Source organism: Tritonibacter sp. AK171 (assembly GCF_030127025.1).
Classification (GTDB): Bacteria; Pseudomonadota; Alphaproteobacteria; order Rhodobacterales; family Rhodobacteraceae; genus Epibacterium; species Epibacterium mobile.
The window spans coordinates 2938184-2964723 of the sequence record NZ_CP126134.1 but is presented as its reverse complement, the minus strand read 5'-3'; the positions used below and the strand labels follow the sequence as shown (position 1 = coordinate 2964723).

At 55.8% G+C, this 26540-nt stretch carries 29 protein-coding genes; 13 read left to right on the top strand and 16 right to left on the bottom strand.

What is annotated here, in order from left to right; all coding sequences use genetic code 11:
- Positions 1–42: 42 nt before the first annotated feature.
- Positions 43–2682 (top strand): DNA mismatch repair protein MutS, encoded by a 2640-nt coding sequence (gene mutS / locus QNI81_RS13950; RefSeq protein ID WP_283966897.1) that lies wholly within the window; start codon positions 43–45, stop codon positions 2680–2682.
- Between the two features lie 86 nt (positions 2683–2768).
- On the opposite strand, the gene QNI81_RS13945 is transcribed toward mutS, so the two are convergent.
- Both QNI81_RS13945 and hrcA read right to left on the bottom strand, forming a co-directional pair.
- A complete protein-coding gene (locus tag QNI81_RS13945) occupies positions 2769–3332 on the bottom strand; it encodes a nucleotide exchange factor GrpE (protein WP_283966896.1) in 564 nt (187 codons plus the stop codon).
- A 9-nt stretch (positions 3333–3341) separates the two neighbouring features.
- Positions 3342–4406, bottom strand: a complete 1065-nt coding sequence (gene hrcA, locus QNI81_RS13940) for a heat-inducible transcriptional repressor HrcA (RefSeq protein WP_283966895.1) — start codon at positions 4404–4406, stop codon at positions 3342–3344.
- Between the two features lie 138 nt (positions 4407–4544).
- Between hrcA and rph the strand changes: the two genes are divergently transcribed.
- From rph to QNI81_RS13920, 4 genes are read left to right on the top strand one after another with little or no spacing between them, the layout of a single operon-like run.
- On the top strand, positions 4545–5258 hold the full coding sequence (gene rph / locus QNI81_RS13935) for a ribonuclease PH (protein WP_283966894.1): 714 nt from the start codon (positions 4545–4547) through the stop codon (positions 5256–5258).
- Complete coding sequence (gene rdgB / locus QNI81_RS13930) at positions 5255–5869, top strand: RdgB/HAM1 family non-canonical purine NTP pyrophosphatase (protein WP_283966893.1); 615 nt, start codon at positions 5255–5257, stop codon at positions 5867–5869. The genes rph and rdgB overlap by 4 nt, the downstream gene beginning before the upstream one ends.
- Positions 5862–7016, top strand: a complete 1155-nt coding sequence (gene hemW, locus QNI81_RS13925; protein ID WP_283966892.1) for a radical SAM family heme chaperone HemW — start codon at positions 5862–5864, stop codon at positions 7014–7016. The genes rdgB and hemW overlap by 8 nt, the downstream gene beginning before the upstream one ends.
- 3 nt (positions 7017–7019) lie before the next feature.
- Positions 7020–7373: a YbaN family protein gene (locus QNI81_RS13920; RefSeq protein WP_005616149.1), complete on the top strand. Its 354-nt coding sequence runs from the start codon at positions 7020–7022 to the stop codon at positions 7371–7373.
- Here QNI81_RS13920 and QNI81_RS13915 read toward each other — a convergent pair.
- The 7 genes from QNI81_RS13915 to QNI81_RS13885 all read right to left on the bottom strand — a co-directional run bounded on the left by QNI81_RS13915 (position 7363) and on the right by QNI81_RS13885 (position 14758).
- Complete coding sequence (locus QNI81_RS13915) at positions 7363–8262, bottom strand: ParB/RepB/Spo0J family partition protein (RefSeq protein ID WP_283966891.1); 900 nt, start codon at positions 8260–8262, stop codon at positions 7363–7365. The genes QNI81_RS13920 and QNI81_RS13915 overlap by 11 nt on opposite strands.
- Positions 8263–8280: 18 nt before the next feature.
- Complete coding sequence (locus QNI81_RS13910; protein WP_283966890.1) at positions 8281–9093, bottom strand: ParA family protein; 813 nt, start codon at positions 9091–9093, stop codon at positions 8281–8283.
- Positions 9086–9703, bottom strand: a complete 618-nt coding sequence (gene rsmG, locus QNI81_RS13905) for a 16S rRNA (guanine(527)-N(7))-methyltransferase RsmG (protein ID WP_283966889.1) — start codon at positions 9701–9703, stop codon at positions 9086–9088. Before rsmG ends, QNI81_RS13910 begins: the two co-directional genes overlap by 8 nt.
- Positions 9700–11574, bottom strand: a complete 1875-nt coding sequence (gene mnmG / locus QNI81_RS13900; RefSeq protein ID WP_283966888.1) for a tRNA uridine-5-carboxymethylaminomethyl(34) synthesis enzyme MnmG — start codon at positions 11572–11574, stop codon at positions 9700–9702. Before mnmG ends, rsmG begins: the two co-directional genes overlap by 4 nt.
- A gap of 12 nt (positions 11575–11586) precedes the next feature.
- Entirely contained in the window at positions 11587–12873 is a 1287-nt protein-coding gene (gene mnmE / locus QNI81_RS13895) for a tRNA uridine-5-carboxymethylaminomethyl(34) synthesis GTPase MnmE (protein WP_283966887.1), read from the bottom strand.
- 30 nt (positions 12874–12903) lie between these two features.
- Positions 12904–14175 (bottom strand): transcription termination factor Rho, encoded by a 1272-nt coding sequence (gene rho / locus QNI81_RS13890; protein WP_005616140.1) that lies wholly within the window; start codon positions 14173–14175, stop codon positions 12904–12906.
- Between the two features lie 127 nt (positions 14176–14302).
- Entirely contained in the window at positions 14303–14758 is a 456-nt protein-coding gene (locus QNI81_RS13885) for a CopD family protein (protein ID WP_283966886.1), read from the bottom strand.
- A 418-nt stretch (positions 14759–15176) separates the two neighbouring features.
- Between QNI81_RS13885 and QNI81_RS13880 the strand changes: the two genes are divergently transcribed.
- The 4 genes from QNI81_RS13880 to dnaQ are packed head-to-tail and all read left to right on the top strand — an operon-like array spanning position 15177 to position 17920.
- Complete coding sequence (locus QNI81_RS13880; RefSeq protein WP_283966885.1) at positions 15177–15776, top strand: Maf family protein; 600 nt, start codon at positions 15177–15179, stop codon at positions 15774–15776.
- Complete coding sequence (locus tag QNI81_RS13875; RefSeq protein WP_283966884.1) at positions 15773–16603, top strand: shikimate dehydrogenase; 831 nt, start codon at positions 15773–15775, stop codon at positions 16601–16603. The genes QNI81_RS13880 and QNI81_RS13875 overlap by 4 nt, the downstream gene beginning before the upstream one ends.
- The gene (gene coaE, locus QNI81_RS13870; RefSeq protein ID WP_283966883.1) at positions 16603–17196 is read left to right on the top strand and encodes a dephospho-CoA kinase; all 594 of its coding nucleotides are present in this window, start codon (positions 16603–16605) and stop codon (positions 17194–17196) included. Before QNI81_RS13875 ends, coaE begins: the two co-directional genes overlap by 1 nt.
- A complete protein-coding gene (dnaQ, locus tag QNI81_RS13865; RefSeq protein WP_283966882.1) occupies positions 17189–17920 on the top strand; it encodes a DNA polymerase III subunit epsilon in 732 nt (243 codons plus the stop codon). Before coaE ends, dnaQ begins: the two co-directional genes overlap by 8 nt.
- A 60-nt stretch (positions 17921–17980) precedes the next feature.
- Here dnaQ and secB read toward each other — a convergent pair whose 3' ends face one another.
- Together secB and QNI81_RS13855 are read right to left on the bottom strand one after the other, a co-directional pair.
- A complete protein-coding gene (gene secB / locus QNI81_RS13860) occupies positions 17981–18472 on the bottom strand; it encodes a protein-export chaperone SecB (RefSeq protein ID WP_005616123.1) in 492 nt (163 codons plus the stop codon).
- Between the two features lie 64 nt (positions 18473–18536).
- The gene (locus QNI81_RS13855) at positions 18537–19034 is read right to left on the bottom strand and encodes an FxsA family protein (RefSeq protein WP_283966881.1); all 498 of its coding nucleotides are present in this window, start codon (positions 19032–19034) and stop codon (positions 18537–18539) included.
- A gap of 114 nt (positions 19035–19148) precedes the next feature.
- On the opposite strand from QNI81_RS13855, the gene QNI81_RS13850 reads away from it, so the two are divergent.
- Genes QNI81_RS13850 through QNI81_RS13840 form a run of 3 tightly spaced genes read left to right on the top strand, consistent with a single transcriptional unit; the run spans position 19149 to position 21462 of the window.
- Complete coding sequence (locus QNI81_RS13850) at positions 19149–19805, top strand: Tim44/TimA family putative adaptor protein (RefSeq protein WP_283966880.1); 657 nt, start codon at positions 19149–19151, stop codon at positions 19803–19805.
- Positions 19802–20860, top strand: a complete 1059-nt coding sequence (gene mltA, locus QNI81_RS13845) for a murein transglycosylase A (RefSeq protein ID WP_283966879.1) — start codon at positions 19802–19804, stop codon at positions 20858–20860. Before QNI81_RS13850 ends, mltA begins: the two co-directional genes overlap by 4 nt.
- Positions 20860–21462: a Smr/MutS family protein gene (locus QNI81_RS13840; RefSeq protein ID WP_065321356.1), complete on the top strand. Its 603-nt coding sequence runs from the start codon at positions 20860–20862 to the stop codon at positions 21460–21462. The genes mltA and QNI81_RS13840 overlap by 1 nt, the downstream gene beginning before the upstream one ends.
- A 3-nt stretch (positions 21463–21465) precedes the next feature.
- On the opposite strand, the gene QNI81_RS13835 is transcribed toward QNI81_RS13840, so the two are convergent.
- The 4 genes from QNI81_RS13835 to hslV form a co-directional block, all read right to left on the bottom strand.
- On the bottom strand, positions 21466–22587 hold the full coding sequence (locus QNI81_RS13835) for an alpha/beta hydrolase (RefSeq protein WP_065321355.1): 1122 nt from the start codon (positions 22585–22587) through the stop codon (positions 21466–21468).
- A 101-nt stretch (positions 22588–22688) separates the two neighbouring features.
- Positions 22689–23999, bottom strand: a complete 1311-nt coding sequence (gene hslU, locus QNI81_RS13830) for an ATP-dependent protease ATPase subunit HslU (protein ID WP_283966878.1) — start codon at positions 23997–23999, stop codon at positions 22689–22691.
- Between the two features lie 15 nt (positions 24000–24014).
- Positions 24015–25070 carry a hypothetical protein gene (locus QNI81_RS13825; protein WP_283966877.1) on the bottom strand — a complete coding sequence of 352 codons (1056 nt, stop codon included), beginning with the start codon at positions 25068–25070 and terminating at the stop codon, positions 24015–24017.
- Positions 25067–25624 (bottom strand): ATP-dependent protease subunit HslV, encoded by a 558-nt coding sequence (gene hslV, locus QNI81_RS13820; protein ID WP_283966876.1) that lies wholly within the window; start codon positions 25622–25624, stop codon positions 25067–25069. The genes QNI81_RS13825 and hslV overlap by 4 nt, the downstream gene beginning before the upstream one ends.
- 234 nt (positions 25625–25858) lie before the next feature.
- On the opposite strand from hslV, the gene QNI81_RS13815 reads away from it, so the two are divergent.
- Positions 25859–26053, top strand: coding sequence for a DUF1127 domain-containing protein (locus QNI81_RS13815; RefSeq protein WP_005616102.1), 195 nt, complete (start codon positions 25859–25861; stop codon positions 26051–26053).
- Positions 26054–26197: 144 nt separating this feature from the next.
- On the opposite strand, the gene trxA is transcribed toward QNI81_RS13815, so the two are convergent.
- Positions 26198–26518, bottom strand: coding sequence for a thioredoxin (gene trxA, locus QNI81_RS13810; RefSeq protein ID WP_005616100.1), 321 nt, complete (start codon positions 26516–26518; stop codon positions 26198–26200).
- Positions 26519–26540 lie beyond the last annotated feature (22 nt).

Sequence of the window (26540 nt, the reverse complement as noted above, 5' to 3'; positions counted from 1 at the left end):
GAGCCATGTAAATGTCATGCGACCTGACGAATGGGGGCTCGCATGTCTGTCACGCCGATGATGGCGCAATATCTCGAGATTAAGGCGCAATATCCGGATGCGCTGTTGTTTTATCGCATGGGCGATTTCTACGAGATGTTCTTTGAAGACGCGGTGAATGCCGCCGAGGCGCTCGATATCGCCCTCACCAAACGTGGTAAACACGAAGGCGAGGATATCCCCATGTGCGGCGTGCCTGTGCATGCGGCAGAGGGCTATCTCCTAACCCTGATCCGCAAGGGTTTTCGTGTTGCTGTGGGCGAGCAGCTAGAAAGCCCCGCCGAAGCCAAAAAGCGCGGCTCGAAATCCGTTGTGAAACGCGATGTGGTGCGTCTGGTCACACCCGGTACATTGACCGAGGATTCCCTGCTGGAGGCCCGTCGGCACAATTTCCTCGTGGCCTATTCGGAACTGCGCGATCAGGCCGCGCTTGCCTGGGCCGATATTTCCACCGGTGTGTTCCACGTGATGCCAGTCGCCCGTGTGCGGCTCAGCCCGGAGCTGGCGCGCCTTGCTCCGTCAGAGCTGATTGTCGCCGATGGCGCAGTTTATGACGCCACGCTACCGCTGGCGGATGAGTACAAGATCCCTCTGACCCCGCTGGGAAAGGCTAGTTTTGACAGCACTGCCGCCGAAAAACGCCTCTGCCGCCTGTTCAATGTGGGCGCGCTCGATGGGTTTGGCACCTTCAGCCGCGCCGAAATCTCCGCGATGGGCGCTGTGGTGGACTATCTGGAGATCACGCAAAAGGGCAAACTCCCCCTGTTGCAGCCACCCTTGCAGGAATCCGAGGATCGCACCGTTCAAATCGATGCCTCGACGCGGCGCAATCTCGAACTTACCCGCTCACTCTCTGGGGGGCGCGCCGGATCGCTCCTCGCGGTTGTGGATCGTACCGTAACCCCCGGTGGCGCGCGTCTACTGGAACAACGGCTGTCCAGCCCCTCGCGCAATCTCGATGTGATCTCTTCGCGTCTTGCTGCGCTCGATGCCGCCGTTGAGGACCCGACGCGCAGTGATGCGCTGCGGGACCTTTTGCGCAAGACACCTGATATCGACCGGGCCCTGTCGCGGCTTGCGCTGGACCGCGGCGGCCCCCGCGACCTCGCCGCCATTCGCAACGCGCTGAGCCAAGGCGAAGAGATCGAGCGCGAACTTCAGGGCGAAGATCTACCACCTCTTCTGACAGAAGCCAGAAACGCCCTTGGCGGCTTTGACGAGCTTCTGTCCTTGCTGGATGCAGCCTTGATCGCAGAGCCCCCCTTGCTCGCCCGTGATGGCGGTTTTATCGCGGCAGGATATGACAGCGAATTGGACGAGGCTAGGACCCTGCGCGACGAGGGTCGTTCCGTCATCGCAGGTCTTCAGAAAAAATACGCGGAACACACAGGCATCAACTCGCTGAAGATCAAGCACAACAACGTGCTTGGCTATTTCATCGAAACCACAGCGACCCATGCCGCCAAAATGCAATCGGCACCGATGTCGGAAACATACATCCACCGTCAAACCACCGCAAATCAGGTACGCTTCACGACAGTGGAGCTGAGCGAGATCGAAACCAAGATCCTCAATGCTGGAAACCTGGCCCTGGAGATCGAAAAGCGGCTCTATCAAAGGCTATGTAGTGCGATCCTCGACTGTGCTGCGCGCCTCAATCAGGCCGCGCGTGGCTTTGCCGAGATTGATCTGGTGACCGCATTGGCCGATTTGGCCCGTGGTGAGAACTGGACCCGCCCACGGGTCGACACCTCGCGCGCGTTTCACGTGGACGGTGGCCGCCACCCGGTTGTGGAACAGGCGCTGCGCCAACAAGGCGGCGAGACCTTTGTTGCCAATGACTGCGACCTCAGCACGGACGATGGCGCCGCAGTGTGGTTGCTCACCGGGCCGAACATGGCTGGTAAATCAACCTTCCTGCGTCAGAATGCGCTGATCGCAGTCCTGGCCCAGATGGGCAGCTATGTTCCGGCTGAATCTGCGCACATCGGCATGGTCAGCCAGCTGTTCAGCCGCGTCGGGGCCTCCGACGACCTCGCCCGGGGACGCTCAACCTTCATGGTGGAGATGGTGGAAACCGCCGCCATCCTCAATCAGGCCGATGACCGCGCGTTGGTGATCCTTGATGAAATCGGGCGTGGCACGGCCACTTACGATGGCCTGTCGATCGCCTGGGCGACGCTTGAACATCTGCATGAGGTCAACCGCTCCCGCGCGCTCTTTGCCACTCATTACCACGAATTGACCCAGCTCGCCGCCAAGCTGCCCGGTGTCGACAATGCCACGGTCTCGGTCAAGGAATGGGAAGGCGAAGTGATCTTCCTGCATGAGGTCAAAAAAGGCGCCGCAGATCGTTCCTACGGTGTGCAAGTGGCTCAGCTCGCAGGCCTGCCCGCTTCCGTCGTGGAACGCGCGCGCAGCGTCCTTGATATGCTGGAGAAAAGCAGCCGTGAAGGCGGCGGCGCGGGCAAGGTACAAATCGACGACCTGCCGCTGTTTGCAGCCGCGCCAGCGCCGCAGCCCAAACCCGCCAAAGGCCCCTCGCCGGCAGAAAAGCTCCTCGAAGAGATCTTCCCCGATGATCTCACCCCGCGTGAAGCACTCGAAGCACTCTACCGGCTAAAGGACGCCAGCAAGAGCTAAGAAAAAGGGCGGTCCCAAACGGCCGCCCTTTCATTTTATTCAAATTACCTCCGCCGGAGGCATGGGCCCATCAGGGCCCATTTCTATTAGGACGCGGGCGTCGACGACACACCAACCTGTGCGGGCCGCAGCAGGCGGTCATGCAGCATGAAGCCCTCCGCAGATACCTGAATGATGTCACCGGCCTTTGTGCCGGGCACAGGTGCCTCGAACATGGCCTCATGCACCTGCGGGTCAAACCGGTCTCCGACCTCAGGTGTCACCACCTGAATGCCGTGCTTCTGGAACACGTCCAGCAGCGCGCGCATGGTCAATTCGACCCCTTCGATCAACGCAGCAGAGACAGTCTTTTGCTCTTCAGTTGCAGCCTCGACCGCACGCTTCATGTTGTCGTAAACCGGCAGCATGTCCCGTGCCAGTTTGGAGCCGCCATACTGCTCCGCCTCACGCCGCGCTTTGTCGCCACGCTTGCGCGCGTTTTCCGCATCGGCCAAGGCGCGCATGAAGCGGTCCTTGTATTCATCACGCTCCGCACGCAGGCTGTCCAGCTCCAGCGCTTCGTCGTCGAATTCCTCGGTCTGAGCCGACAGCTCCTCGGCTTCGGCTGCCTCGATATCGTCCAAAAAGTCTTCGTTCTTGGGCTCTGCCATAATCCACCTCTAGCTCCGGTCGGATACCATTTTCCCGACCAGTTGTGCCGTGTAGTCCACGATCGGCACAATCCGTCCGTAGTTCAGGCGCGTGGGGCCGATGACCCCGACCGCACCGATGATCTTTCGATCAGCGTTCATATATGGAGACACCACCAAAGAGGAACCCGAAAGTGAGAAAAGTTTGTTCTCCGAGCCGATAAAAATGCGCACACCGTCGCCTTCTTCGGTCAGTTCAAGGAATTCGGCGATGTCACGCTTACGTTCCAGATCGTCAAACAGGCTGCGGATCTTCTCCAACTCGTCCGGCGCACCATCTTCTGAAAGGAGATTCGCCCGTCCCCGCACGATCAAACGTGCCTGATCGCCGTTCTTATCTTCCCAGGCCGCAAGCCCGCTTTCGATCATGTCGCTTGCAAGCGTGTCGATCTCCTGACGGCGTTTTTCGATCTCGACCTGCACATCCTTGCGCACATCACTCAATGTGCGCCCCTCAATCAGTGCATTGAGGAAATTGGCCGCCTCCCGCATCGAGCTTGGCGTCTGCCCCGGCGGCGGCGTGAACAGCCGGTTTTCCACATGCCCGTCCGAAAACACCAAAACCACCAACGCACGATCCTGCGCCAGAGACACAAATTCAATATGGCGCAGTTCCGCCTCATGCTTGGGCGTCAGCACCAGTGATGCCCCATGCGTCACCCCCGAAAGCGCAGCCCCCACGCGGTCCAGCATGCCACCGACATCGCTAGAGTTATCCCCCAACGTGCGGTCTATCATCTCGCGGTCCTGTCGACTCGGATCGCCCATCTGCAAGAGGCCATCCACGAATAACCGCAGCCCCATCTGCGTCGGAATACGGCCCGCACTGACATGCGGGCTGTCCAGCAAACCTAAATATTCCAAATCTTGCATTACATTCCGGACGGTCGCGGCGCTAACCTTTTCGCTCAGGGATCGGGTCAGCGTGCGGCTGCCTACCGGACCGCCAGTATCCAGATAGTTTTCGACCAGAATGCGAAACACCTCGCGTGAGCGATCGTTCATATCCTGCAGAATGGATTTCGCGTCCGTCATCTCACACCCGATGTTTCCAGCCAGAAGTCGCTGTCCCTCTCATTTGTCACTAAAGCGCATCCTCCGATATGGTCAATGACCCTTGCATCGCCAACCCCACGGGCGGTATCGACGGGGCAACAACAAAAGGATATCCACATGCGACCCTCCGGACGTGCCCTGAACGAAATGCGCAGCGTTTCCATTGAAACCGGCTTTACCAAACATGCAGAAGGTTCCTGCCTGATCAAGATGGGCGACACCCACGTTCTCTGTACCGCAACGATCGAGGACCGCGTTCCCCCCTTTATCAAAGGCTCCGGCCTGGGTTGGGTCACCGCAGAATACGGCATGCTGCCCCGTGCGACCAATACCCGTATGCGTCGTGAGGCTGCGTCCGGTAAGCAAGGCGGCCGCACCGTTGAAATTCAGCGCCTGATCGGCCGTGCGCTGCGTGCGGGTGTTGATCGTGTGGCGCTGGGTGAACGTCAGATCACCGTAGACTGCGATGTGCTTCAGGCCGACGGTGGCACCCGCTGCGCGTCGATCACCGGTGGTTGGGTTGCACTGCGTCTGGCTGTCAACAAGCTGATGAAAGCGGGCGACGTCACCATGGATCCACTCGTTGATCCGGTGTCGGCCATTTCCTGTGGCATCTATGCGGGCCAGCCCGTGCTTGATCTCGACTACCCCGAAGATTCCGAGGCCGGCGTTGATGGCAACTTTATCATGACGGGTTCGGGCAAACTCATCGAGGTTCAGATGAGCGCCGAGGGGTCTGTTTTCTCTCGCGATCAAATGAATGAGCTGATGGAACTTGCGGCCAAAGGCACATCCAAACTCGCAGAGATGCAGAAGGCCGCCTGCGCATGACCCGAAAATTCGAAGGCGACACCTTGCTGGTCGCCACACATAACGCAGGAAAGCTGGGCGAGATCACCGAGATCCTCGCTCCCTTTGGCGTGAAGGTTGTCGGTGCGGGCGAAATGAACCTGCCCGAACCCGAAGAGACCGAAGACACTTTCGTCGGCAACGCCCGCATCAAGGCGCATGCCGCGGCAAAGGCCACCGGCCTCCCAGCCCTCTCGGATGACAGCGGCATCACCATCGACGCGCTCGACGGTGCGCCCGGTGTTTATACCGCAGATTGGGCCGAGACCGGTCAGGGTCGGGACTTCATGATGGCGATGACCCGCGCCAATGATGAAATTACCGCAAAAGGCCCCGATGCCCCCCGTGCCGCGCAATTTCGCTGCACTTTGGTTCTGGCCTGGCCCGACGGTCACGATGAGGTCTTTGAGGGCGTGATGCCCGGACGCCTTGTCTGGCCCATCCGTGGCGAGGGCGGCTTTGGCTATGATCCCATGTTCGTGCCCGAAGGCTATGACGTGACCTGTGCGCAGTTGGACAAGGCGGAGAAAAACCGCATCAGCCATCGTGGTCGCGCATTGGCTCAGTTTGTACAGGGGTGTTTTGGTGGATGATTGGCGCAACGGGGGCTTTGGTCTCTACGTGCATTGGCCGTTCTGTCAGGCCAAATGCCCCTATTGCGACTTCAATAGCCATGTGGTTTCCCAGATCGATCAATCGGCCTGGGTGACTGCCTATCAATCCGAGCTGCGCCGCATGGGCGAGCTGCTCCCGGATCGCCTACTGAATTCCATCTTTTTTGGCGGCGGCACGCCCTCACTGATGCATCCGGATACGGTCGCCGCCGTGATTGAAGCGGCGCGTGAGAACTGGACCTTTGCCAACGACATCGAGATTTCGCTTGAGGCAAATCCAGGTTCTGTCGAGGCGGGGCGATTTGCCGGTTATCGTGATGCTGGCGTAAATCGCATCTCGATGGGGATACAGGCGCTGAACGACGATGATCTGCGTCGCCTTGGCCGCATTCATACCGTCGATGAGGCGCGGACAGCCTTTGACGTGGCACGTAACTGTTTTGATCGCGTCAGCTTTGATCTGATCTACGCTCGTCAGGGTCAGACCTTGGAGGCGTGGAAGGCAGAGCTTTCCGAGGCGCTTAGCATGGCGATTGATCACCTCTCCCTCTATCAGCTCACGATCGAGGACGGCACCGCCTTTGGGGATCGCTACGCGCGCGGCAAACTTCGTAATCTCCCCACAGATGACAACGCCGCCGATATGTATCTTGCGACGCAAGACATCTGCGACGCCTACGGACTTCCCGGGTATGAGATTTCCAATCACGCCCGCCCCGGCGCAGAGAGCCTCCACAATCAAATTTACTGGCGCTACGGCGATTATGTAGGCGTCGGTCCGGGTGCCCACGGCAGGATCACGCTGAACGGTCAAAGATATGCAACAGAAGCCCCACGCGCACCCGGAGCATGGTTGGATGCAGTAAAAAAAGGTCAAGGCCTTTTGCCCTTTGAAGTCTTAAAACCAGAAGATCAAGTAGTCGAACACATGATGATGGGGATGCGACTTTTTGAAGGCCTAGACCTTGAACGTCATGAAGCGCTGGCCGGTAAGCCATTGTCAGTGAAAAAAATCCAAGAACTGACCGACTGGGGGATGATCGTCGTGGACGGAGCGCATCTCAGGGCTACGTCTCAAGGGCGTGCGGTTCTGAATGCTGTGCTCCGTGAACTGCTAACGGATTGATTGATGAGATTTATTTACCTCTGCCTTGGTCTCTTTAGTGTCCTTCTGGCTGGGGTCGGTATTGCTCTTCCCCTCTTGCCTACAGTGCCCTTTCTTCTTCTTGCGGCATTTTTTTTCGCCAGATCGTCCGAACGTCTGCACAATTGGTTGCTCTCGCACGCAACCTTTGGCCCAATGATCTCAGATTGGAATGAACACGGCGCTATTCGTTTAGGTGCAAAAAAAGCGGCAACCGCATCGGTTGCCGCTGTGTTCATTCTGTCAGTTGTTCTTCAGGTGCCAATCTACGTGCTCATGATCCAGGCCATCACACTGGGTTGCGTAATGATCTTTATCTGGACCCGCCCTAGCGGCTAAGTAGATTACACAACTCATCAAGCTGGTCGAGCGTCTCGTAGGAGATTGTCATCGTACCAGCCTCGCCTCCCGCCTTATGATCAATCAAAACTTTCATCCGGATCATAGCAGACAAATCGTTTTCTAGCGCCCGTGTATCAGCGTCCTTCTCAACCTGAGTCTTAGCTCTCTTAGGTCCCGAAGTTCCGGCAACACCCGCTGCATCTTTCTTCACCAAGGATTCGGTTGCGCGTACAGACAGACCGCCTTTCACAATCTTCTTCGCCAATTCAGAGGCATTGTCAGATGTAATCAGAGCCCGCGCATGTCCGGCAGACAGTTTACGATCTAGAACCAGCCCCTGAACATCCTCTGGCAGATGCAACAGTCGAACAAGGTTAGCTATGTGGCTGCGGCTCTTGCCAAGCGCTTCGGCCATTTTCTCTTGCGTATGGCCAAACTTATCCATCAGTTGCTTGTAACTTTGAGCTTCTTCCAGCGCATTCAGATCTGAACGCTGAATGTTCTCGATAATCGCAACTTCGAGCATCTCGACATCAGAATAGTCGCGAATGAGAACGGGAACCTCATGAAGCTGAGCCGCTTGAGCTGCACGCCAGCGGCGTTCCCCCGCAACGATCTCATATATTCCACCATCGCGCGGGCGAACGATCAGAGGTTGAAGAACCCCTTTCTCTTTGATCGATGCAGTTAGATCATCCAAATCTTCCTGCAAAAATTGGCGTCTCGGCTGGTCAGGATTAGCTTGAACCTTTTCAATAGGCACAAGAATTTCGGCATTTCGCGGCGGACGCCCACCTTCGGTGCTCACTGGTTCCGCATTCACATCCGCCATTAACGCGGAGAGACCACGCCCCAAGCCGCGTGGTTTTGGTTTCTTATCTGCCATGGTTCGCCCCTTTTCTTCTTATTGTGCCGCGATATCTTGATGATTGGCAACAATCTCGCCCGCCAATTGACGGTAGGCTTTTGCACCGAGTGAAGCTGGATCATAATTTAGAACAGGCATCGCATAGGATGGCGCTTCGCTTACACGGACATTTCGCGGTATTTTGGTGCGGAAGACCAAATCCCCGAGGTTGTCTCGTGCATCCTGCTCCACTTGTTGAGACAGGTTGTTGCGACGATCATACATCGTCAACACAACACCCTCGATCCGCAGTTGGGGGTTGGCAGCATGACGAACCTCACGAATGGTCAACATCAGCTGCGACAAGCCTTCCAACGCAAAAAATTCGCTCTGCAACGGAATAAGAACTGAATGGGCCGCAACCATTGCATTCACAGTCAAAAGGTTCAACGACGGAGGGCAATCGATTAGGATATAGTCCCAATCATAGTCCGCCATTGCTGGCTGTCTCAGCGCATCATGTAGCAAAAAGCTGCGCTTTTCGTTGGAAAAAAGTTCGATATCTGCAGAACTCAGATCGACTGTCGCGGGAACAATGCAGAGATCTTCTAAATCAGTTTGCCGAATAACTTCAGAGAGCTCCGCCTCTTCGACCAGCAGATCGTAGGTCGTGTGATCTCGGTCATCCGCTTCGATCCCAAGGCCCGTAGAGGCATTTCCTTGTGGGTCCAAATCAACAAGTAGAACCCGCATACCTTCTTCTACCAAGGCAGCTGCGAGGTTGATCGCGGTTGTCGTTTTCCCCACCCCACCTTTCTGGTTGGCAATCGCGATAATACGGGGGACTCCCAAACGGGACATGTCAGACACGCTCTACTCCCTTAATTTTGAGAATGACAGCCTCAGGCTCAGTAAGACTTGTAATCTCTTCGCAATCAAACCGCCATCTATTGCGCGCGTTATCCACCTCTTTTTTCCAGTTTGCACCCTTAGGGAACACTGCGGTACCACCCGATTTCAAATGTCGCTCAGAATATCCCAGCAAAATGTCCAAATCAGCCAATGCACGCGCAGACATGATGTCAGCGCTCTCTGGCTCAGCTCCCTCAATCCGTTGGGACTTGACCGTCACTTGAACAGAGCATTCTCGGGCTGCGTTTCTAAGGAAAGCGCACTTCCTCTGATCGCTTTCCATAAGGGTAACTTTGGTCTCTGGGCTTTTTTCAGCAGCCAAAATAGCGACGATGACGCCGGGGAGACCTCCCCCGCTACCGATATCTAGCCATGTCTTAGCATTTGGGGCAATCTCAAACACCTGAACGCTATCCAAGATGTGACGGGTCCACAGATCCTCTAAGCTCTTTCGAGAAACCAGATTGATCTTAGGATTCCATTTTGTGAGAACTTCCGAGAAAATCTCAAGACGTTCAAATGTTTCACGTGAAACATCCGAGTGTTCCCGGACTAGTTCAAAATTCATGCAGATTTCGCCCCGTTCTTCGCCAAGCGTTTCAAACTCCCTAATATCAAGGCTAGCGCGGCGGGAGTGATACCGTCAATGCGAGCTGCTTGCGCCAAGCTCTCTGGGCGAGATTTGTTCAGCTTTTGCTGAAGTTCCCGAGAAAGACCATCTATGCTATAATCGAAGTTTGACGGGATAGAATACTCCTCATCCTTCTTCAAAGCAGCGACTTCCTTTTCTTGCCTCGAGATATAATTCGCATACAGAGAATCTCGCATAATCTGCTCGCGGATTTCCTTCTCCGTTGCTTCCAACTCCGGAAATAGAGGGAGAATGTGTTCAAATTCAACGTTCGGGAATGCGAGAACATCAATCCCGCTTCTCTTGTTGCCATCTTGATTGACTTGGATACCTGCTTGAAGCAACTGTTTGGGCGTCAATAGAACGGCTTCCAATGCGGATTTGACGCCTTCTATTCCTGCCATCTTTTTGTCGAACGCAGCAGTTCGCTCAGCAGAAATACACCCCAGCTCTTTGGCAAATGGCGTCAATCTTTGATCTGCATTATCGGCTCGGAGCGAAAGCCGGAATTCTGCTCGAGAAGTGAACATCCGATACGGTTCTGTGACACCGTTGGTGATCAAATCGTCAATCATTACCCCAATATAGCTAGTGGAGCGACCGAAAATAATGTCACCTTTTCCACGACACTTAGATGCCGCGTTGAGACCCGCTACCAAACCTTGTGCACCTGCTTCCTCATAGCCAGTTGTACCATTGATTTGCCCAGCTAAATACAGGCCGCTAATATCTCTGAGCTCGAGCGTCGACCTCAGGGCTCGCGGATCCACATAGTCGTATTCGATTGCGTATCCCGGTTGAAGAATAGTCGCCTGCTCCAAGCCATAAATGGATTGAACATAAACTGCCTGTACTTCTTCAGGTAAGCTCGTCGATATACCATTCGGGTAAACCGTATGATCCGAAACGCCCTCCGGCTCGAGGAAAATCTGATGTGAGTTCTTATCCGAGAAACGGACAATCTTGTCTTCAATCGAGGGACAATATCGTGGCCCGATACCTTCGATATGACCTCCATACATAGCGGAGAGTTCGAGATTATCTCGGATAATCTCATGAGTTCGCTCGTTCGTATGCGTGATCCCACAAGCGATCTGAGGAGCCGAAACAGACTTGCTCATAAATGAAAAAAGCGTCGGTTCATCATCACCTGGCTGACTGTCTAAGACATCCCAGTTAATGCTTCGCCCGTCTAGTCTTGGTGGTGTTCCTGTTTTTAGACGTCCCAAGGGAAGGTCAAAAGATTTCAGCCGTTCCGCTAGCTTAATAGACGGTCGATCTCCCATACGACCACCAGACTTTGACTGATTTCCTATGTGGATGACGCCGTTCAGAAATGTGCCAGATGTAAGAACGACCGCGCTCGCGGAAATTTCGCTCTCATCTGCAAGACGTACACCTCGGACGGCATTCTCACCTTCCATCAGGAAGTCGATCACCTCGCCTTCGATAATGTCGAGATTTGGTTGCGTTTCTGTGGCTTTAAGAACTTCGGTTCTATATATTGATCGATCTGCTTGCGCCCGCGGTCCTTGTACAGCAGGGCCCTTTCGACGATTCAAAAGTCGAAATTGAATACCTGCGAGATCCGCAACGCGACCCATTACACCATCCATCGCATCAATCTCGCGCACCAGGTGCCCCTTTCCGAGGCCACCAATTGCGGGATTGCAGGACATGACGCCGATTCCATCACGACGCAGCGTCACTAGGGCAGTCCGGACACCCATTCTAGCCGAAGCATGCGCAGCTTCAGTCCCAGCATGTCCGCCACCAACAACTACGACGTCATAGTGCGAATGTTTCACGTGAAACACTCCTTATTTTCCTAGGCAAAAACTCGAGAATATCTCATCGAGGAGATTCTCTACATCAATTCGGCCAACCAAGAGTTCAAGAGCGCGAATAGCAGACCTCATATCTTCGGCAGCGAGATCATAGAACTCTGGTCCCTGCTGCAGGACATCTATCGCTCTTTGCAAACTCTCCAAGGCGCGCTTCATCGCATCCCTATGCCGTGCTCTTGTTGCAATTCCAGCATGGGTCGAACGATTCTTCAATGTGGAGGCGATGTGCGAAACCAGATCATCTATCCCCTGCCCGGTCTTTCCGGAAATCGCGCCACGGGTTGCATCCCGTTCGTCCGCTTTAGGTAGCAGGGAAAGGTCACCATCCCGGAACGGCACATCGAACGTCTCGTTTTTTTCTGCCAAAAACACGCGAATATCAGCGGCATTTGCGCGTTCCTGTGCCAGCTGGATTCCAATTCCTTCAACATGATCGTCGGTGTCACGTAGGCCGGCAGTGTCGAGCAGTGTCACAGGCAGTCCTGCGAGATCCATGCGAACCTCTATCACATCCCGTGTTGTTCCAGCATATTCAGATGTAATCGCCGCGTTTCGACCCGCCAAGGCGTTCAGCAAGGTCGATTTCCCAACGTTCGGAGATCCAACGATAGCGACCTCAAAACCTTCACGGATACGTTCGGCGATCGAGACACCCTGAACTTCTTTTTGAATATCACTCAAGACACCAGAAAGCAGCGCATCTACTTCTGGTGTGACATCAACCGGAACTTCTTCATCTGCAAAATCGATTGTAACTTCGATCAAGGATGCGGCTCGGATGAGATCCGTCCGCCAACGATCCGCCAAGGCGCCAAGGTCACCCGATAGAATGACCTGCGCTTGTTTTCTTTGAGCTTCAGTTTCGGCATCTATTAGGTCCGCCAGACCCTCAACCTGAGTGAGGTCCAGCTTACCGTTATCCAACGCACGACGCGTGAATTCACCGGGATCTGCAAGCCGTGCAAGATTGGAAACCTCAAGAGCAGACATGACAGCTGAAACGACAGCAGTGCTTCCATGTAACTGAAATTCAACGATATTTTCCCCAGTGAAGCTATCTGGAGCGGTAAAAGACAAAACCAGAGCCTCATCAAGGATCTGACCCTCTTTATCTTTCAGTTTAGAAAATATCATGCCTCGCGCAGGAAGCGTCCTGCGCGTCAGGTTTTCTCCGACCTGAATGGCATTCGGGCCGGAAACACGAATTACAGCAACACCGGCCTTTCCTTGGGCGGTGGCCAGCGCAAAGATCGTATCCATGGGATGGCCTCTTTCTCCGCCCTGCCCCGTTTACGTGTTCATTGAGTCGAAAAACTCAGAATTTGTCTTTGTTTGCTTAAGCTTAGACAAAAGGAACTCAATTGCGTCTGTCGTCCCCATCGGGTTCAAGATGCGGCGCAATACAAAGGTCTTTGCCAGATCGCCCTTATCGACCAGTAGATCTTCCTTCCGGGTACCCGACTTGAGAATATCGATTGCCGGGAACACACGTTTGTCAGCAATTTTGCGATCCAGAACGATTTCAGAGTTACCTGTACCTTTGAATTCTTCAAAGATAACCTCGTCCATCCGGCTGCCGGTGTCGATCAGTGCGGTTGCGATAATGGTGAGCGACCCACCCTCTTCGATGTTCCGCGCAGCACCAAAGAAGCGCTTGGGACGTTGCAGGGCATTTGCATCAACACCACCGGTCAGAACCTTACCAGACGACGGCACAACCGTGTTGAACGCACGACCAAGACGCGTGATCGAGTCGAGCAGGATTACGACGTCGCGCTTGTGCTCCACTAGGCGTTTGGCTTTTTCAATGACCATCTCGGACACCGCCACGTGACGCGCTGCGGGCTCGTCGAAGGTGGAGGACACAACCTCGCCTTTGACGGATCGCTGCATGTCGGTGACTTCTTCGGGACGTTCGTCGATCAGAAGGACGATCAGATAGCATTCCGGGTGGTTCTGCTCGATCGAGTGGGCGATGTTTTGCAGCAGAACCGTCTTACCGGTCCGCGGCGGTGCCACGATGAGCGAACGCTGACCCTTACCGATCGGCGAAACCAGATCGATCACACGAGCGGAGCGATCCTTCACGGTGGGATCTTCGATCTCCATGTTCAGGCGCTCATCCGGGTACAGCGGCGTCAGGTTGTCGAATGCGATCTTGTGACGGGCCTTTTCGGGCTCCTCAAAGTTGATCTTGGTCACTGTGGTCAGGGCGAAGTAACGCTCGTTCTCCAGTGGTGCCTTGATCTGTCCCTCAACCGTGTCGCCGGTGCGCAGCGAGAACTGGCGGATCATGTCAGGAGAGACGTAGATATCGTCCGGACCGGGCAGATAGTTGGCTTCTGGTGAGCGCAGGAAGCCAAAACCGTCCTGAAGCACTTCCAGAACCCCATCCCCACCGATGTTCCAGCCCTCATCCGCGCGTTCACGCAGGATTTGGAACATCATTTCACCCTTACGCATGGTGGAGGCGTTTTCAATCTCCAGCTCCTCGGCCATTGCCAAGAGGGCTTTCGGGCTTTGCGCCTTAAGATCGGAAAGGTTCAGGGATTGCTCGGTCATATGCACACGGCCTTTATTCCCTCAGGGTGGAGGGCGTCACAGTATCAAATACGGAAAATGCGGGAATCCCGGACGGGGCCGCTTTATCGCTAGATAGTGAGTCTCCGAGGGTGAGTCAAACCCCGCGTCAGAACTTGAAGATCACTGAGACCACAATCACCACCATCAGAAGGGTCGGAACCTCGTTCATCAGGCGATACTGGCGCCCTGTGAGGGTATTCTTGCCCGCTTTGAAGTCCTTGTGACGAAACATCAACCAATGATGGAACCATGTCATAGCAAGCACCGATGCGCCCTTGGTCCAGGGCCAGACGTAGGACCAATCCACCAACCCCGGCGTAAACACCATAAAGAGCCCTGCCGCCCAAGTCACAACGCTTGCTGGACCCATGATCACTCTTAGCAGTTTGTGTTCCATGGTGAGAAAGATCGGCGTCACATCCTGAACCTTCTCAGCCTCCTCCACGTGATACACAAATAAACGTGGTAGGTAGAAGAGCCCCGCCATCCAACTGATCACTGCCATGATGTGAAGCGATTTCACGTAAGGATACAGGGTGAACATCAGATCAGTCAGATCCATGGAAGGCTTCCTTGGTGCAGTCGGGTCGGTGGGCCACCCTAATATAATTAATAAGTTATATAAGGATGATGTTTTTGTAGTGCACCCCAGAAACCGTGGATTATCGAGTCTTCACACCGGTTCTGCACAAGGTGGACAGTTTTCCTGCCTTATTCCTGCCAGAAGGGTGAATAACTCCTTAACACCCTTCAAAACATGCGCATTAACAAAATATTTACATAAGAGACTCTGGGGATAAGAGCGGGACAAACCGGGAGAGCCGTACTTATCCACGTGTTCAAAGTTATCCCAATACCCGATGTAGGAATCGCGGAGGAATCATCCGAGATTTCAGAAGTTGTCCCACCCTTGCGTTGAGGGTGGAAAATCATACAAAACGTCCCTGAATGATCAGACGTTTTCCCATAGGGTTTTCCACATGAGTACCCACATCCTGCTTGCTTCTGGATCTGAGATCCGCGCTCAATTGCTCCGTCAGGCGGGGGTTGCGTTCCGTGTGGAGGTCGCACGCGTCGATGAAGGCGCAATAAAGGCCGCTCTTCTGGCCGAAGGGGCCGCGCCACGCGATATTGCTGACACGCTTGCAGAGGCCAAAGCACGTAAAGTGTCGGGAAAGCACCCGGGCGAGATGGTTCTGGGCTGCGATCAGGTGCTCGATTTTGAGGGCACGCTGCTGTCAAAGCCCGACACAAAGGACCAAGCGCTGGATCAGCTCAAGGCGATGCGTGGAAGACGTCACATGTTGTTGTCGGCCGCAGTGATCTACCGCGATGGGGAGCCACTTTGGCGCCATGTTGGACAGGTGCGGCTGGTGATGCGCATGGCCAGCGACGCCTATCTGGAGAGCTACGTGGACCGCAACTGGGAGAGCATTCGCCACGCGGTCGGCGCATACAAACTCGAAGAAGAGGGCGTGCGACTGTTTACAACCATTGACGGCAGCTACTTTAATGTCTTGGGATTGCCGATGTTGGAACTCATAAACTATCTGGGACTGCAGGGGATTATAGAACAATGACAGAGCACAAGATCCCGCTCGCTGGCGTGATCGGTTGCCCGATCGCACATTCGAAATCTCCTCAGTTGCACCGGCACTGGTTACGGACGCATGAGATTGCCGGACATTATATGCCGATGCATGTGGAACCAGAGGACCTGGAGTCTGTGGTTCGGATGATGCCCAAGATGGGGTTTGTGGGTGCGAATGTGACCATTCCCCACAAACAGGCCATCATGGAGATTGCGGATAAAGTCACGGATCGCGCCAAGTTGATGGGCGCGGCCAACACGCTGATTTTCCATGAGGATGGTGTGATTGTGGCCGACAATACAGATGGTTACGGCTTTATCACAAACCTTCACGAGGGTGCCCCTGATTGGGATGCGAAATCCGGGCCAGCGACCGTGCTGGGTGCGGGTGGTGCCAGTCGCGCGGTTGTCGCCTCGCTGATTGAGGCCGGTGTTCCGGACATTCGCCTTTGCAATCGCACTCGGTCTCGCGCGGAAGAGATGGCAGAGGCATTCGGCTCCAAGATCACGGTTGTGGATTGGGTACAGGCCGGAAATGTCATCGAGGATGCAACCTTGGTCGTGAATACAACGTCTCTTGGGATGGCAGGTCAACGGCGTCTGCGGGTTCCGCTTGATGGTCTGCACTCCGGCATTGTGGTCACTGACCTTGTTTATACGCCGCTTAAAACGGAGCTGTTGCAAGCCGCCGAAGACGCGAATTGCACCGTGGTTGATGGCCTGGGGATGCTGTTGCATCAGGCTGTTCCCGGATTTGAGCGCTGGTTCGGCCAAAGACCAGAGGTCAATGATGCGGCGCGTGCCGCTGTGATGTGATGCGTTTTTCTCTCGGACTTACGGGTTCAATTGGCATGGGAAAATCGACCACTGCCGCCCTCTTTGCAAAGGCGGGGTGTGCGGTTTGGGATGCCGATGCAGCTGTTCACCGTCTGTATGATCGGGGCGGCGCCGCTGTTGAGCCAATTGGAGCAGTCTTTCCGCAGGCCACCATGTCTGGATCTGTAGATCGCACCGTATTGAAAGAGCTGATTTCAAACGACGGCGCTGTTCTAAAAACGATAGAAGAAATCGTGCATCCGCTGGTACAGGCGGACCGCAAGAGATTTCGTGCTGAAGCTCGTGAAGACATCTTGGTCTTTGATATTCCTCTCCTGTTTGAAACTGGGGCAGAAGTTGAAATGGATGCCGTCGCCTGCGTCCATGTCCCCCCCGAGATCCAGCGAGAGCGCGTGCTTGCGCGGGGTACTATGAGCGCGGACCAGTTTGAGCAAATCCTTGCAAAGCAAATGCCAATCGCAGACAAGCTCGCGCGGAGTGACTATAGGATCGAGACCGACACACTCGATCATGCCCGTGCACAAGTTACGCAAGTGATTGAGGATATCAGACGGAGAATGCCGCATGCGTGAAATCGTACTCGATACGGAAACCACCGGCTTTGATCCTTTCTCCGGTGATCGCATCGTCGAAATCGGCGCGGTTGAACTGCTCAACCATATGCCCACGGGCGAGACCTTTCATGTCTACATCAACCCAGAGCGGTCGATGCCGCATGAGGCGTTCGGCGTGCACGGGATCGGTCCTGACCTGTTGGAGCCGCCGCAGCCTGCTGCGCCTGGTCAGGTCACGCTGAAGGACAAGCCGCTGTTTGCCGAGGTAGGGCGGGCTTTTTTGGATTTCGTGCGCGATTCCAAGATGGTCATCCACAATGCCAGCTTCGATATGAAGTTTTTGAACGCGGAACTGGGGTGGATGAACCTGCGTCAACTGCCGATGGAACAGGCGATTGATACACTGGCGATGGCCCGAAAACGGTTTCCCGGTTCACCTGCGACACTGGATGCGCTGTGTCGCCGCTTTAGCATCGACAACTCAAACCGGACTTTACACGGCGCGCTTCTCGACTCTGAAATCCTTGCGGATGTTTATCTTGAGTTGATCGGGGGGCGGCAGCCGGATTTTGGTCTCTCGACACAGTCTGGCAGCGGACAAAATGCGGCCGATACCAATTGGCGCCCTAGCCCGCGTGCTACCCCCCTGCCCTCCCGGCTGACATCCGAGGAAAAAACGGCGCATGAGGAATTTGTGGCCAAACTCGGTGATGAGGCGCTGTGGAACGCAGGGTCCGAATAACAAAAGCGCCGCGACCCGTGGTCGCAGCGCCTGAATCTCGCCGATACTGAACGCTTAGGATCAGTTCGGGGTCTCGGTGGGTGCTTCCGCCTGACGACGAGCGAGTTCATTGCGGTAAATCGCAACAAAATCGATGTTGTCGAGGTTCAGCGGCGGGAAGCCACCGTCGCGGCTGATGTCAGAGACGATGCGACGCAGGAACGGGAACAGCATGCGCGGGCATTCGATCAGCAAGAACGGGTGCAGCTGATCTTCTGGGACACCAGAGATGTTGAAGATGCCAACATATTCCAGCTCAAGCACAAACAGAACTTCGCCACCGGCTTTGTTCTTGGACTCGATGGTCAGCTTGGTGATGACTTCATACTGGTTTTCGGTGCTGCGCTTCTTGGCATCAAGGGCAACCTGAACGTTCACGTCCGGTTGAACTTCACCACCAACGCCTTTTTGCGCCATGACATTCTCAAAGGACAGATCGCGAATGAACTGTCCGAGGATGTTCATCTGGACTTGCGGCTGACCTGTGCCTTCGGCTGCGCCATTTTCGGCCATGGAAATCTCCTGAATTTAACGTGTCGCAGCGTGCTTAACAGCTTGGGGAGCCATGCTCAAAGTCTTATTTCGGGCCTTCCACCCAACCCGAAGGCTCATCCCGGCGCGGGCGTGGTGTGACATCCTCGTAATCACCGTCAATCACATCGCCGCGCGGATCACTATGTCGGCGTGGAGGCTGTTGACGTGGATTGGGCCCCATCTGAAACGACGCGACGGTCACTTTTGACTTCAGATAGGCAAAGGCCCGTGTGCGAAATCCGGGTACCAACAGCAGAAAACCGAAAGCATCCGTAAAAAATCCGGGTGTCAGTAGGAGCGCACCGGCAAGCAAGATCATTGCACCATGAGCCAGTGGTTCCGTTGGATCGGAGAGATGTTCAAACGAGCCACGCAGCTGTCCAAGGGCCATCTGACCCTGTGTTCTGACCAGCCAAGTGCCCAAAACTGCGGTCAAAATCACGATACCAAGTGTTGGCCACAGGCCAATCAGACCGCCGACTTGTATGAACAGGGCGATTTCAATGATTGGTACCAGCAGAAAAGCCAGAAAAAGTGGCATGATAGGCGTCCTCTCCTTAGGGCAGAACGGTGGACTTGGTCCCGCCTGTCACCTACATAAGAGCAGAACACGTCGGTTTCAAATCGACAGGTCCTGTTGGACGATGAGGTACAAATGGAGTCGCCCTTGATTGAGCTTTTGGTCCTTGCTGGCATCGCGGTTTTTCTGATCCTGCGCCTGAAAAGCGTTCTGGGCACACGTGAAGGGTTTGAAAAGCCCTCACTCGCGAACAATGAAGCCCCCGCGCCGCAGCGCAAATTTGAAGTGATCGAAGGCAGCCCCGACGATGACATTGTTGCCTACGTCGATGAAGGCAGCCCGCAAGCGCAAGCGTTGAGCGATATGAAACGCGCGGATTCCTCCTTTCAGGTGGCGGAATTTGTTCAAGGTGCCCGTGGCGCTTATGAGATGATCCTGATGGGCTTTGAAACCGGCGAACTCGACGGAATTCAGCCCTTCATCTCCGAAGAGATTTTCCAGAGCTTTGTCGACGCAGTGTCTGCGCGCGAAGATCAGGGATTGACCATTGAGGCTGAGTTTATCGGCGTGCGTGAGACCACCATCGTTGATGCAACCTTCGATGCTGCCACCTCCACGGCCGAGGTGACCGTGCGTTTTGTGGGTGAGCTGACATCTGCGGTGCGCAACCGTGCTGGTGAAATTGTCGAGGGTGATCCCAAAGCTGTCAAACGCCAGAAGGACACTTGGACCTTCTCGCGTCAGATGGGCACAGGTGATCCGAACTGGCTGCTGGTGGCAACGGACGCATGACGGGGGCGCTCCGGCGTGGACTTGGCGCGGTTTTTCTGATCGCAGCCTTATGTTCCGGCGCCGGTGCGCGAGCCGAGACGGGTCCGTCCCTTCGTATTCTGGAGTTCAGCGAACTCTCTGATTGGGACCTCGACAACCATGTCGAGGCCCTTCGCGTTTTTAGGGAAACCTGCATGGACATGGATGGAGCCGATTGGAAGTCGCTCTGTGCTATGGCCAAAAACGCTGATGACAGTGGCGCGCGTGCGTTTTTCGAACTGTTCTTCCGCCCTGTTTTGATCGAGGACGGTAAGGCTGGTCTGTTCACCGGATATTTTGAACCTGAACTTCGCGGCGCACGATATCGCGGGGGGCGCTATCAATATCCGGTTTATCGAATGCCGCCAGAGGCGCGCCAGACATCATTGTGGCTCACGCGGCGCGATATCCTTACCTCTGGCGTGATGGAAGGCAGGGGCTTGGAAATCGCCTGGGTTGACGATCCGGTGGAGCTGTTTTTCCTACAAATTCAGGGATCTGGCCGCATTAAGATGGAAGACGGATCGACCATTCGGATCGGGTATGGCGGGGCAAACGGGCACCCCTATCGTTCTATTGGACAGGAATTGGTGCGCCGCGGGATCTATAACCTGCATCAGGTGAGTGCGCAGGTGATCCAGAATTGGGTCCGACGCAACCCAGGTCCGGGGCGAGAGCTTTTGATGCACAACCCTTCATACGTGTTCTTCCGGGAGGTTCGCAAAGTACCTGCGAACCGTGGACCTTTGGGGGCTATGAACCGTTCAATAACGCCGATGCGCTCGATTGCGGTGGATCCGGCGTTCACGCCGCTTGGCGCACCGGTCTGGGTTGAAAAGAACGGTCAGTCGAAGTTGCGGCAACTTATGATCGCTCAGGATACTGGCTCTGCCATCAAGGGGTCGCAACGCGCTGATATTTTCTTTGGCGCTGGCGATGAGGCTGGGCGCAAGGCCGGGCAACTGCGTGATCCCGGACGGATGCTGGTCTTGATGCCGATCCAGCGCGCCTATGCCATGTTGCCGGACGATCTGTAATGACCCGGCGCAAACTGACAGATGATGAAATCGACCTCTGGCAGAAGGTCGTAAAGCACGCGGAGCGCTTGCACGCTGACCGCGAGAAAAAAGGCGGGGATCATGCCGATCCCCCTGCCCCAAAGCCAAAGCCGAAACCGCATCGTGCAGCCCCGGCGTCGCTGCCGCATTTCGAGGTGGGCAGCAAGGCCCGTGGAAAACTGCCCGGACATGATTTAAAGGCCTCGCCCTCTCGTAAACTTGCCAGCGATCCATTGCGTATGGATGAAAAAGCCTTTCGTCGGATGAAGCGCGGAAAACTCAAACCAGAGGGGAAACTGGACCTTCACGGGATGAGGATGGAGTCGGCGCATGGGGCGCTGACCCGTTTTATTCTTTCAGCGCAGGCGTCCAATAAACGGCTGGTTCTTGTAATCACTGGCAAGGGCAAAGATCGTGATGAGCCGGGACCGATGCCGGTACCGCGGGGCGTGTTGCGTCATCAGGTTCCCCAGTGGCTCGCTCTGCAGCCACTGGCACAGGCGGTATTGCAGGTGACGCCTGCCCATATCAGCCATGGCGGCGAAGGGGCCTATTACGTCTATCTGCGCCGTATCCGCTAAGGTTTAGCGCTCTTCCCGGCGCTGTTGCCGCTCTAGCATCAGCTTTCCATGTTCATTGGTAATCGTCTGAGATTGCGGCAGGATTTGCTGCAATAAGCTGGGGTCGACGGGGCCAAACACTCTGCTGACATTGCTGGCGGATCGTAAAACCGCCAGCAAACTAGGAGATGTTGCCGCCACGAAATGCCCCGATGCGGCATCGGCGTTGAATGCGGTCAGGTCAATCACTTCGATTGGCCATCTCTCAAGCCGGTCGGCTGATTTGATGTTACCCAGTCGCTCACCCTGACTGGTCCCACGCAGGCGACCAGAGATATTGAGAATGCGGTCTTTCTCCGAGACCATCACCGCAAAGGGTTGCGGTACGCGTTTGAGATCCATCATCTGACTGTCAAACACATCCACATCCAGATCGGGCGAAATGAGGATCACCCCACCGTTCAATGTGCGTGCAGCCCAACCGGGGTTGCGCAAATCGGCCTGCCGGAGCATCTCCATTGCGAGCGCCGTCCCCATGGAATGCGCCACGAGGATAATGCGTTCAGCACCGGCCTGTTTCACACGGCGCACGGTTTCTTCCAGCCCGTCCCGAGCAAAAAGCATACTGTCGATGTCATAGGCATAACCAAAGGCGCGTCCACGGCTGGGCCAGGAATACATCACCAGTGATCCGGGTAGCTTTACATCATGGGCCATTTGCGCGGCGCGATAAGCCGTTTCCGGATGGGTGCTGTTGTAGCCATGCACAAAGATCGTCACCTCGCGCAAGGGCCAGTTGTTTTCGCGTTGCTCACGCAGAAACCGTGCGCGCAGGTCGCTGACGCTATCGACGGGGAGCTCCTGAGCGATGGTGAAGTTTTTACGCGGATCTGGGTTCTTGTATCGGTAAGAGAGCTCTCCCGGGCTGTGGCTTGGGGGGATGGTGACGGTCATCTCCACCATCCTGAGTTCCTCAGAGCGACGAAACCCAAAGGTGCCATCTGCCTCTTGTTCTCGGGTGGTGGTGGAGAAAACCGTATAAGGCGTGCCGATGTTTACCGCCTCTGGCACAATGGGCATCAGATCGCGATCAGCACAGGCCGCGAGCAAGAGCGAGACGCAAAGCGCCAGCACGCTTTTTTTCATGTCATGACCCCTCGCCCATCAAACGCCAACCCCACCCGGAACCAGTCTCGGGCAAGGTAGCGAATGATGCGCAAAGGTCTAGCCACCGATAGCGATATTCGTCAGAGGACGTAGCGGCTGAGATCGGTAGACTTGGTCAATTCGCCCAGGTTTTTGTTCACAAAGGCCTCGTCCACGGTGATTTCCTCACCAGAACGGTCCGGTGCGGCAAAGGAGATTTCCTCAAAGACCCGTTCCATCACTGTATAAAGACGCCGCGCACCAATGTTCTCAATAGTGTGGTTCACCTCCGCTGCGATCTGGGCAAGTGCATGGATGCCCTCTTTGGTGAAGGTGACTTTGACCTTTTCCGTTCCCAAAAGCGCCTCATACTGACGGGTCAGCGCGTTATCGGTTTCGGTCAGGATACGCACAAAATCCTCTTCGCTGAGGGCGCGCAGATTGACGCGGATCGGTAGGCGACCCTGAAGTTCCGGCAGCAGATCCGAGGGTTTCGCGATATGGAACGCCCCGGAGGCAATAAACAGGATGTGGTCGGTTTTGACCGGGCCATGTTTGGTGCTGACGGTGGTGCCTTCAATCAGCGGCAACAGGTCACGCTGCACACCCTCGCGGCTGACATCGCCACCGCGTGCGTCGCTACGGGCGCAGACTTTGTCGATCTCATCAAGGAAGACGATGCCGTTCTGCTCAACTGCTTCGAGGGCCGCTTTATTGACGGTTTCATCGTCCAAGAGCTTGTCAGCTTCTTCACCGATAAGCACATCATAACTCTCTGCTACAGTGAGCTTTTTGCGCGTGGTGCGCCCGCCCATGGCTTTGCCAAACAGATCGCCGAGGTTCATCATCCCCATGTTTGCGCCCGGCTGACCGGGAATTTCAAACATGCCGCCCATTGGATTGGAGGTATCGGCAATGTCCAATTCAATCACCGTGTCGTCCAGATCACCCGCTTTGAGTTTCTTGCGAAACATCTCCAGCGTGCTCTCGCGGGCGTCGCTACCTGCGATCGCTTCAAGGACGCGGTCTTCGGCAGCTTGATGCGCCTTTGCCTTCACGTCCTCACGCATGTGGTCGCGGGTCTGTACGATGGCTGTGTCCACCAGATCACGCACGATCTGCTCAACGTCGCGACCGACATATCCGACCTCGGTGAACTTGGTGGCCTCGACCTTAATGAAAGGCGCGCGGGCGAGTTTGGCCAGACGGCGCGAGATCTCGGTTTTGCCGACGCCGGTGGGGCCGATCATCAGGATGTTTTTTGGATGCACCTCGTCGCGCAGATCATCTGGCAACTGTTTGCGCCGCCAGCGGTTGCGCAGGGCCACGGCGACAGCGCGCTTGGCGTCCTTTTGGCCGATAATGAACCGGTCGAGTTCGGAAACGATTTCGCGGGGGGTCAGATCAGTCATGTCTATCCCTTGAGGTCAGTGAGAAGGTGGCAGCCGATGAAGCGGCAGCACACCAGATAAGAGCGAGAGCAGCACTGCGCGAATCCGGGCCCAGAAGGCACCAAGGATCACCAGAACCACGCCAAGCATCAGGATGCTGATCCCGGTGCCCTCGCTGTCGAAGACGGTTGTGCTCAGAGCTACGATATAGCCGATGGCGGTAATCAGGAACGACCGGCGGTCAATCACGATGGCAATGAGCGCGAAGAAGCCAAGAACCAGCGCAAGCACCACCTCTTGATCGCGTTCAAGGAGCGACAGCGCGATGGTATTCACCAGTGCGGGGGCCGCCACCACATGCAGCCAAAAGCCCTGAGCGGAACGGCGGGTCACGCGGTGGGGATCACTGAGGTCAAAGGCCATGGCGACCGCAAAGACCAACAGACCCACCGCCAATGTGATCCATGCAAACGGGCCGTTGGCACTCAGCAGGAACAGATCACCCAGCTCGGTGGGGACGCCGGATTGATCGGCTGCAACGATTAGGGCAACCGCGAACAAGCCAAGCGCGATCAGCGCCATGGCAAAGGGCACACGAAACCGGCCCCAGAACACAAAAAGCGCCAGCGTCGAAAGCCCTAGGGCCATCGGCAAGGACGAATAATCCTCCTGCGCGATCATGAAGGGCTGAGCGTATTGTGCGATGAAACCGGTTGCGGCGTTTCCGGCAAACATCACCGACAAGGCGATGGCGGGGGCGACCATGCGGCGGCGGCGAATAAAATACTCGGAAAGTCCCCAAAGGATCACCGCACCAAACAGAGCAGCCGAAGTGGCCTGAGTGCGATAATTGACGATCTCAGTGAGCATGGAGGCGGTGTTGACAGTGACCCAACCCATCGCGAGGATCACGAGGCCGACGACGATAAAGATTTCATTGAAGCCCTTGAACAGCTCAAACGGCTCATCGCCAGGCGCAAGATCCTCTCGCGCACCGCGTCGGCTGTCTGCGAGTGCTGACAAAGACGCCGCCTGTGCTTCGGACAATAGCCCGGAGCCGACAGCCGCCCTGAGATCATCGCGCGATATCATTTACTGATACGCTCCACCGTGAGGTTTCCGTTGGTGTAGACGCAGATGTCTGAGGCGATCGCCATTGCGTCACGGGCCACTGTTTCTGCATCACGATCGCTGTCCATCATGCCCCGCGCCGCAGCCAGCGCGAAGTTTCCGCCCGACCCGATGGCAGCCACGTCATGTTCCGGCTCCAGTACGTCACCTGCGCCAGTGATGACATAGAGCTCCTTGCCATCTGTGACGATGAGCATGGCCTCGAGCTTTTGCAGGTATTTATCGGTGCGCCAGTCTTTGGCCAGTTCCACACTTGCGCGCTGAAGCTGTCCGGGAGTTGCCTCCAGCTTGGCTTCGAGCCGCTCCAGCAGGGTGAAGGCATCGGCGGTTGAGCCGGCAAAACCTGCCACGACATCATATCCGCCGGGCGATAGCCTGCGCACCTTGCGCGCACTGCCTTTAATCACGGTCTGTCCCAGCGACACCTGTCCGTCACCTGCAACCACAACCTCGCCCCCTTTGCGGACTCCGATGATTGTGGTGCCGTGCCAGCCGGGGAATTGATCCTCTGCCATAAAAGCCTCCGTTTCTTTGCTGACCTATATGGAAGTATCGCCAGTCCGCCGCAAGGGCAGGGGCCGATCAGGGTGGTTCAAAGGGCAGGGTGCAAAGTTTAATAACTGCTTAATTGCTATGCACTGGGTGCAAGACGGGGCTGAAGAATAGGCAATTGTGAGACTCGCTGCACGATCGTACATGAGCATCAACAACCGACAAGGGGTCGGCTGGAACCATCAAGGAACACGATCATGGCAAACGCAAGCAACGTTATTGCACCGGCCGGCTCCGTCGCAGTTCTGCGCGCAGTCGACTTCTTCTTCAACCTGCGCAGCAACTTCGCTGACTGGAATGAAGCTCGCATTACCCGCAAAGCTCTGTCCGAGCTGAGCGACGACCAACTGGAAGACATCGGCCTGACCCGTGCCGACATCGCGGCGCTGTAACGCTCGATGACATATCCGGTAAAGTAAGAGCCGTCCTGACGCAGGGCGGCTTTTTCTTTGTCCGGGACTGGCGAGCTGATCCGCCACGAAAAAAGGCGCCTCCCTCGGGACGCGCCTTTCTCTAACTCATATCTGGCTGGCAGATCAGATGGATTCGTCAATCCAGCTTTTGAGTGCAGCTTTGGGTGCGGCACCTGCGCGGTTTGATACCACTTGGCCATCCTTAAAGACGAAGAGCGCAGGAATGCCACGCACGCCCATTGCGGCGGCGGCGTTCGGGTTGCTGTCAACGTCGACTTTGGCGATTTTCACCTTGTCGCCGTATTCGGCGGCCAGCTCTTCGAGAGCGGGGCCGATCTGTTTACAGGGGCCGCACCATTCGGCCCAGAAGTCCACCACAACGGGGACATCGGAATTCTTGACTTCGGCGTCGAAGGTCGCGTCGGTAACGGCTACGGTGGACATGGGTATGTCTCCTGAGAAGTTT

Bases quoted from the DNA above. Each gene is read 5' to 3' on its own strand.
- mutS (WP_283966897.1), top strand. From the start codon at position 43: ATGTCTGTCACGCCGATGATGGCGCAATATCTCGAGATTAAGGCGCAA.
- QNI81_RS13945 (WP_283966896.1), bottom strand. From the start codon at position 3,332: ATGGCAGAGCCCAAGAACGAAGACTTTTTGGACGATATCGAGGCAGCC.
- hrcA (WP_283966895.1), bottom strand. From the start codon at position 4,406: ATGACGGACGCGAAATCCATTCTGCAGGATATGAACGATCGCTCACGC.
- rph (WP_283966894.1), top strand. From the start codon at position 4,545: ATGCGACCCTCCGGACGTGCCCTGAACGAAATGCGCAGCGTTTCCATT.
- rdgB (WP_283966893.1), top strand. From the start codon at position 5,255: ATGACCCGAAAATTCGAAGGCGACACCTTGCTGGTCGCCACACATAAC.
- QNI81_RS13920 (WP_005616149.1), top strand. From the start codon at position 7,020: ATGAGATTTATTTACCTCTGCCTTGGTCTCTTTAGTGTCCTTCTGGCT.
- QNI81_RS13915 (WP_283966891.1), bottom strand. From the start codon at position 8,262: ATGGCAGATAAGAAACCAAAACCACGCGGCTTGGGGCGTGGTCTCTCC.
- rsmG (WP_283966889.1), bottom strand. From the start codon at position 9,703: ATGAATTTTGAACTAGTCCGGGAACACTCGGATGTTTCACGTGAAACA.
- mnmE (WP_283966887.1), bottom strand. From the start codon at position 12,873: ATGGATACGATCTTTGCGCTGGCCACCGCCCAAGGAAAGGCCGGTGTT.
- rho (WP_005616140.1), bottom strand. From the start codon at position 14,175: ATGACCGAGCAATCCCTGAACCTTTCCGATCTTAAGGCGCAAAGCCCG.
- QNI81_RS13885 (WP_283966886.1), bottom strand. From the start codon at position 14,758: ATGGATCTGACTGATCTGATGTTCACCCTGTATCCTTACGTGAAATCG.
- QNI81_RS13880 (WP_283966885.1), top strand. From the start codon at position 15,177: ATGAGTACCCACATCCTGCTTGCTTCTGGATCTGAGATCCGCGCTCAA.
- QNI81_RS13875 (WP_283966884.1), top strand. From the start codon at position 15,773: ATGACAGAGCACAAGATCCCGCTCGCTGGCGTGATCGGTTGCCCGATC.
- coaE (WP_283966883.1), top strand. From the start codon at position 16,603: ATGCGTTTTTCTCTCGGACTTACGGGTTCAATTGGCATGGGAAAATCG.
- dnaQ (WP_283966882.1), top strand. From the start codon at position 17,189: ATGCGTGAAATCGTACTCGATACGGAAACCACCGGCTTTGATCCTTTC.
- secB (WP_005616123.1), bottom strand. From the start codon at position 18,472: ATGGCCGAAAATGGCGCAGCCGAAGGCACAGGTCAGCCGCAAGTCCAG.
- QNI81_RS13855 (WP_283966881.1), bottom strand. From the start codon at position 19,034: ATGCCACTTTTTCTGGCTTTTCTGCTGGTACCAATCATTGAAATCGCC.
- QNI81_RS13850 (WP_283966880.1), top strand. From the start codon at position 19,149: ATGGAGTCGCCCTTGATTGAGCTTTTGGTCCTTGCTGGCATCGCGGTT.
- mltA (WP_283966879.1), top strand. From the start codon at position 19,802: ATGACGGGGGCGCTCCGGCGTGGACTTGGCGCGGTTTTTCTGATCGCA.
- QNI81_RS13840 (WP_065321356.1), top strand. From the start codon at position 20,860: ATGACCCGGCGCAAACTGACAGATGATGAAATCGACCTCTGGCAGAAG.
- QNI81_RS13835 (WP_065321355.1), bottom strand. From the start codon at position 22,587: ATGAAAAAAAGCGTGCTGGCGCTTTGCGTCTCGCTCTTGCTCGCGGCC.
- hslU (WP_283966878.1), bottom strand. From the start codon at position 23,999: ATGACTGATCTGACCCCCCGCGAAATCGTTTCCGAACTCGACCGGTTC.
- QNI81_RS13825 (WP_283966877.1), bottom strand. From the start codon at position 25,070: ATGATATCGCGCGATGATCTCAGGGCGGCTGTCGGCTCCGGGCTATTG.
- hslV (WP_283966876.1), bottom strand. From the start codon at position 25,624: ATGGCAGAGGATCAATTCCCCGGCTGGCACGGCACCACAATCATCGGA.
- QNI81_RS13815 (WP_005616102.1), top strand. From the start codon at position 25,859: ATGGCAAACGCAAGCAACGTTATTGCACCGGCCGGCTCCGTCGCAGTT.
- trxA (WP_005616100.1), bottom strand. From the start codon at position 26,518: ATGTCCACCGTAGCCGTTACCGACGCGACCTTCGACGCCGAAGTCAAG.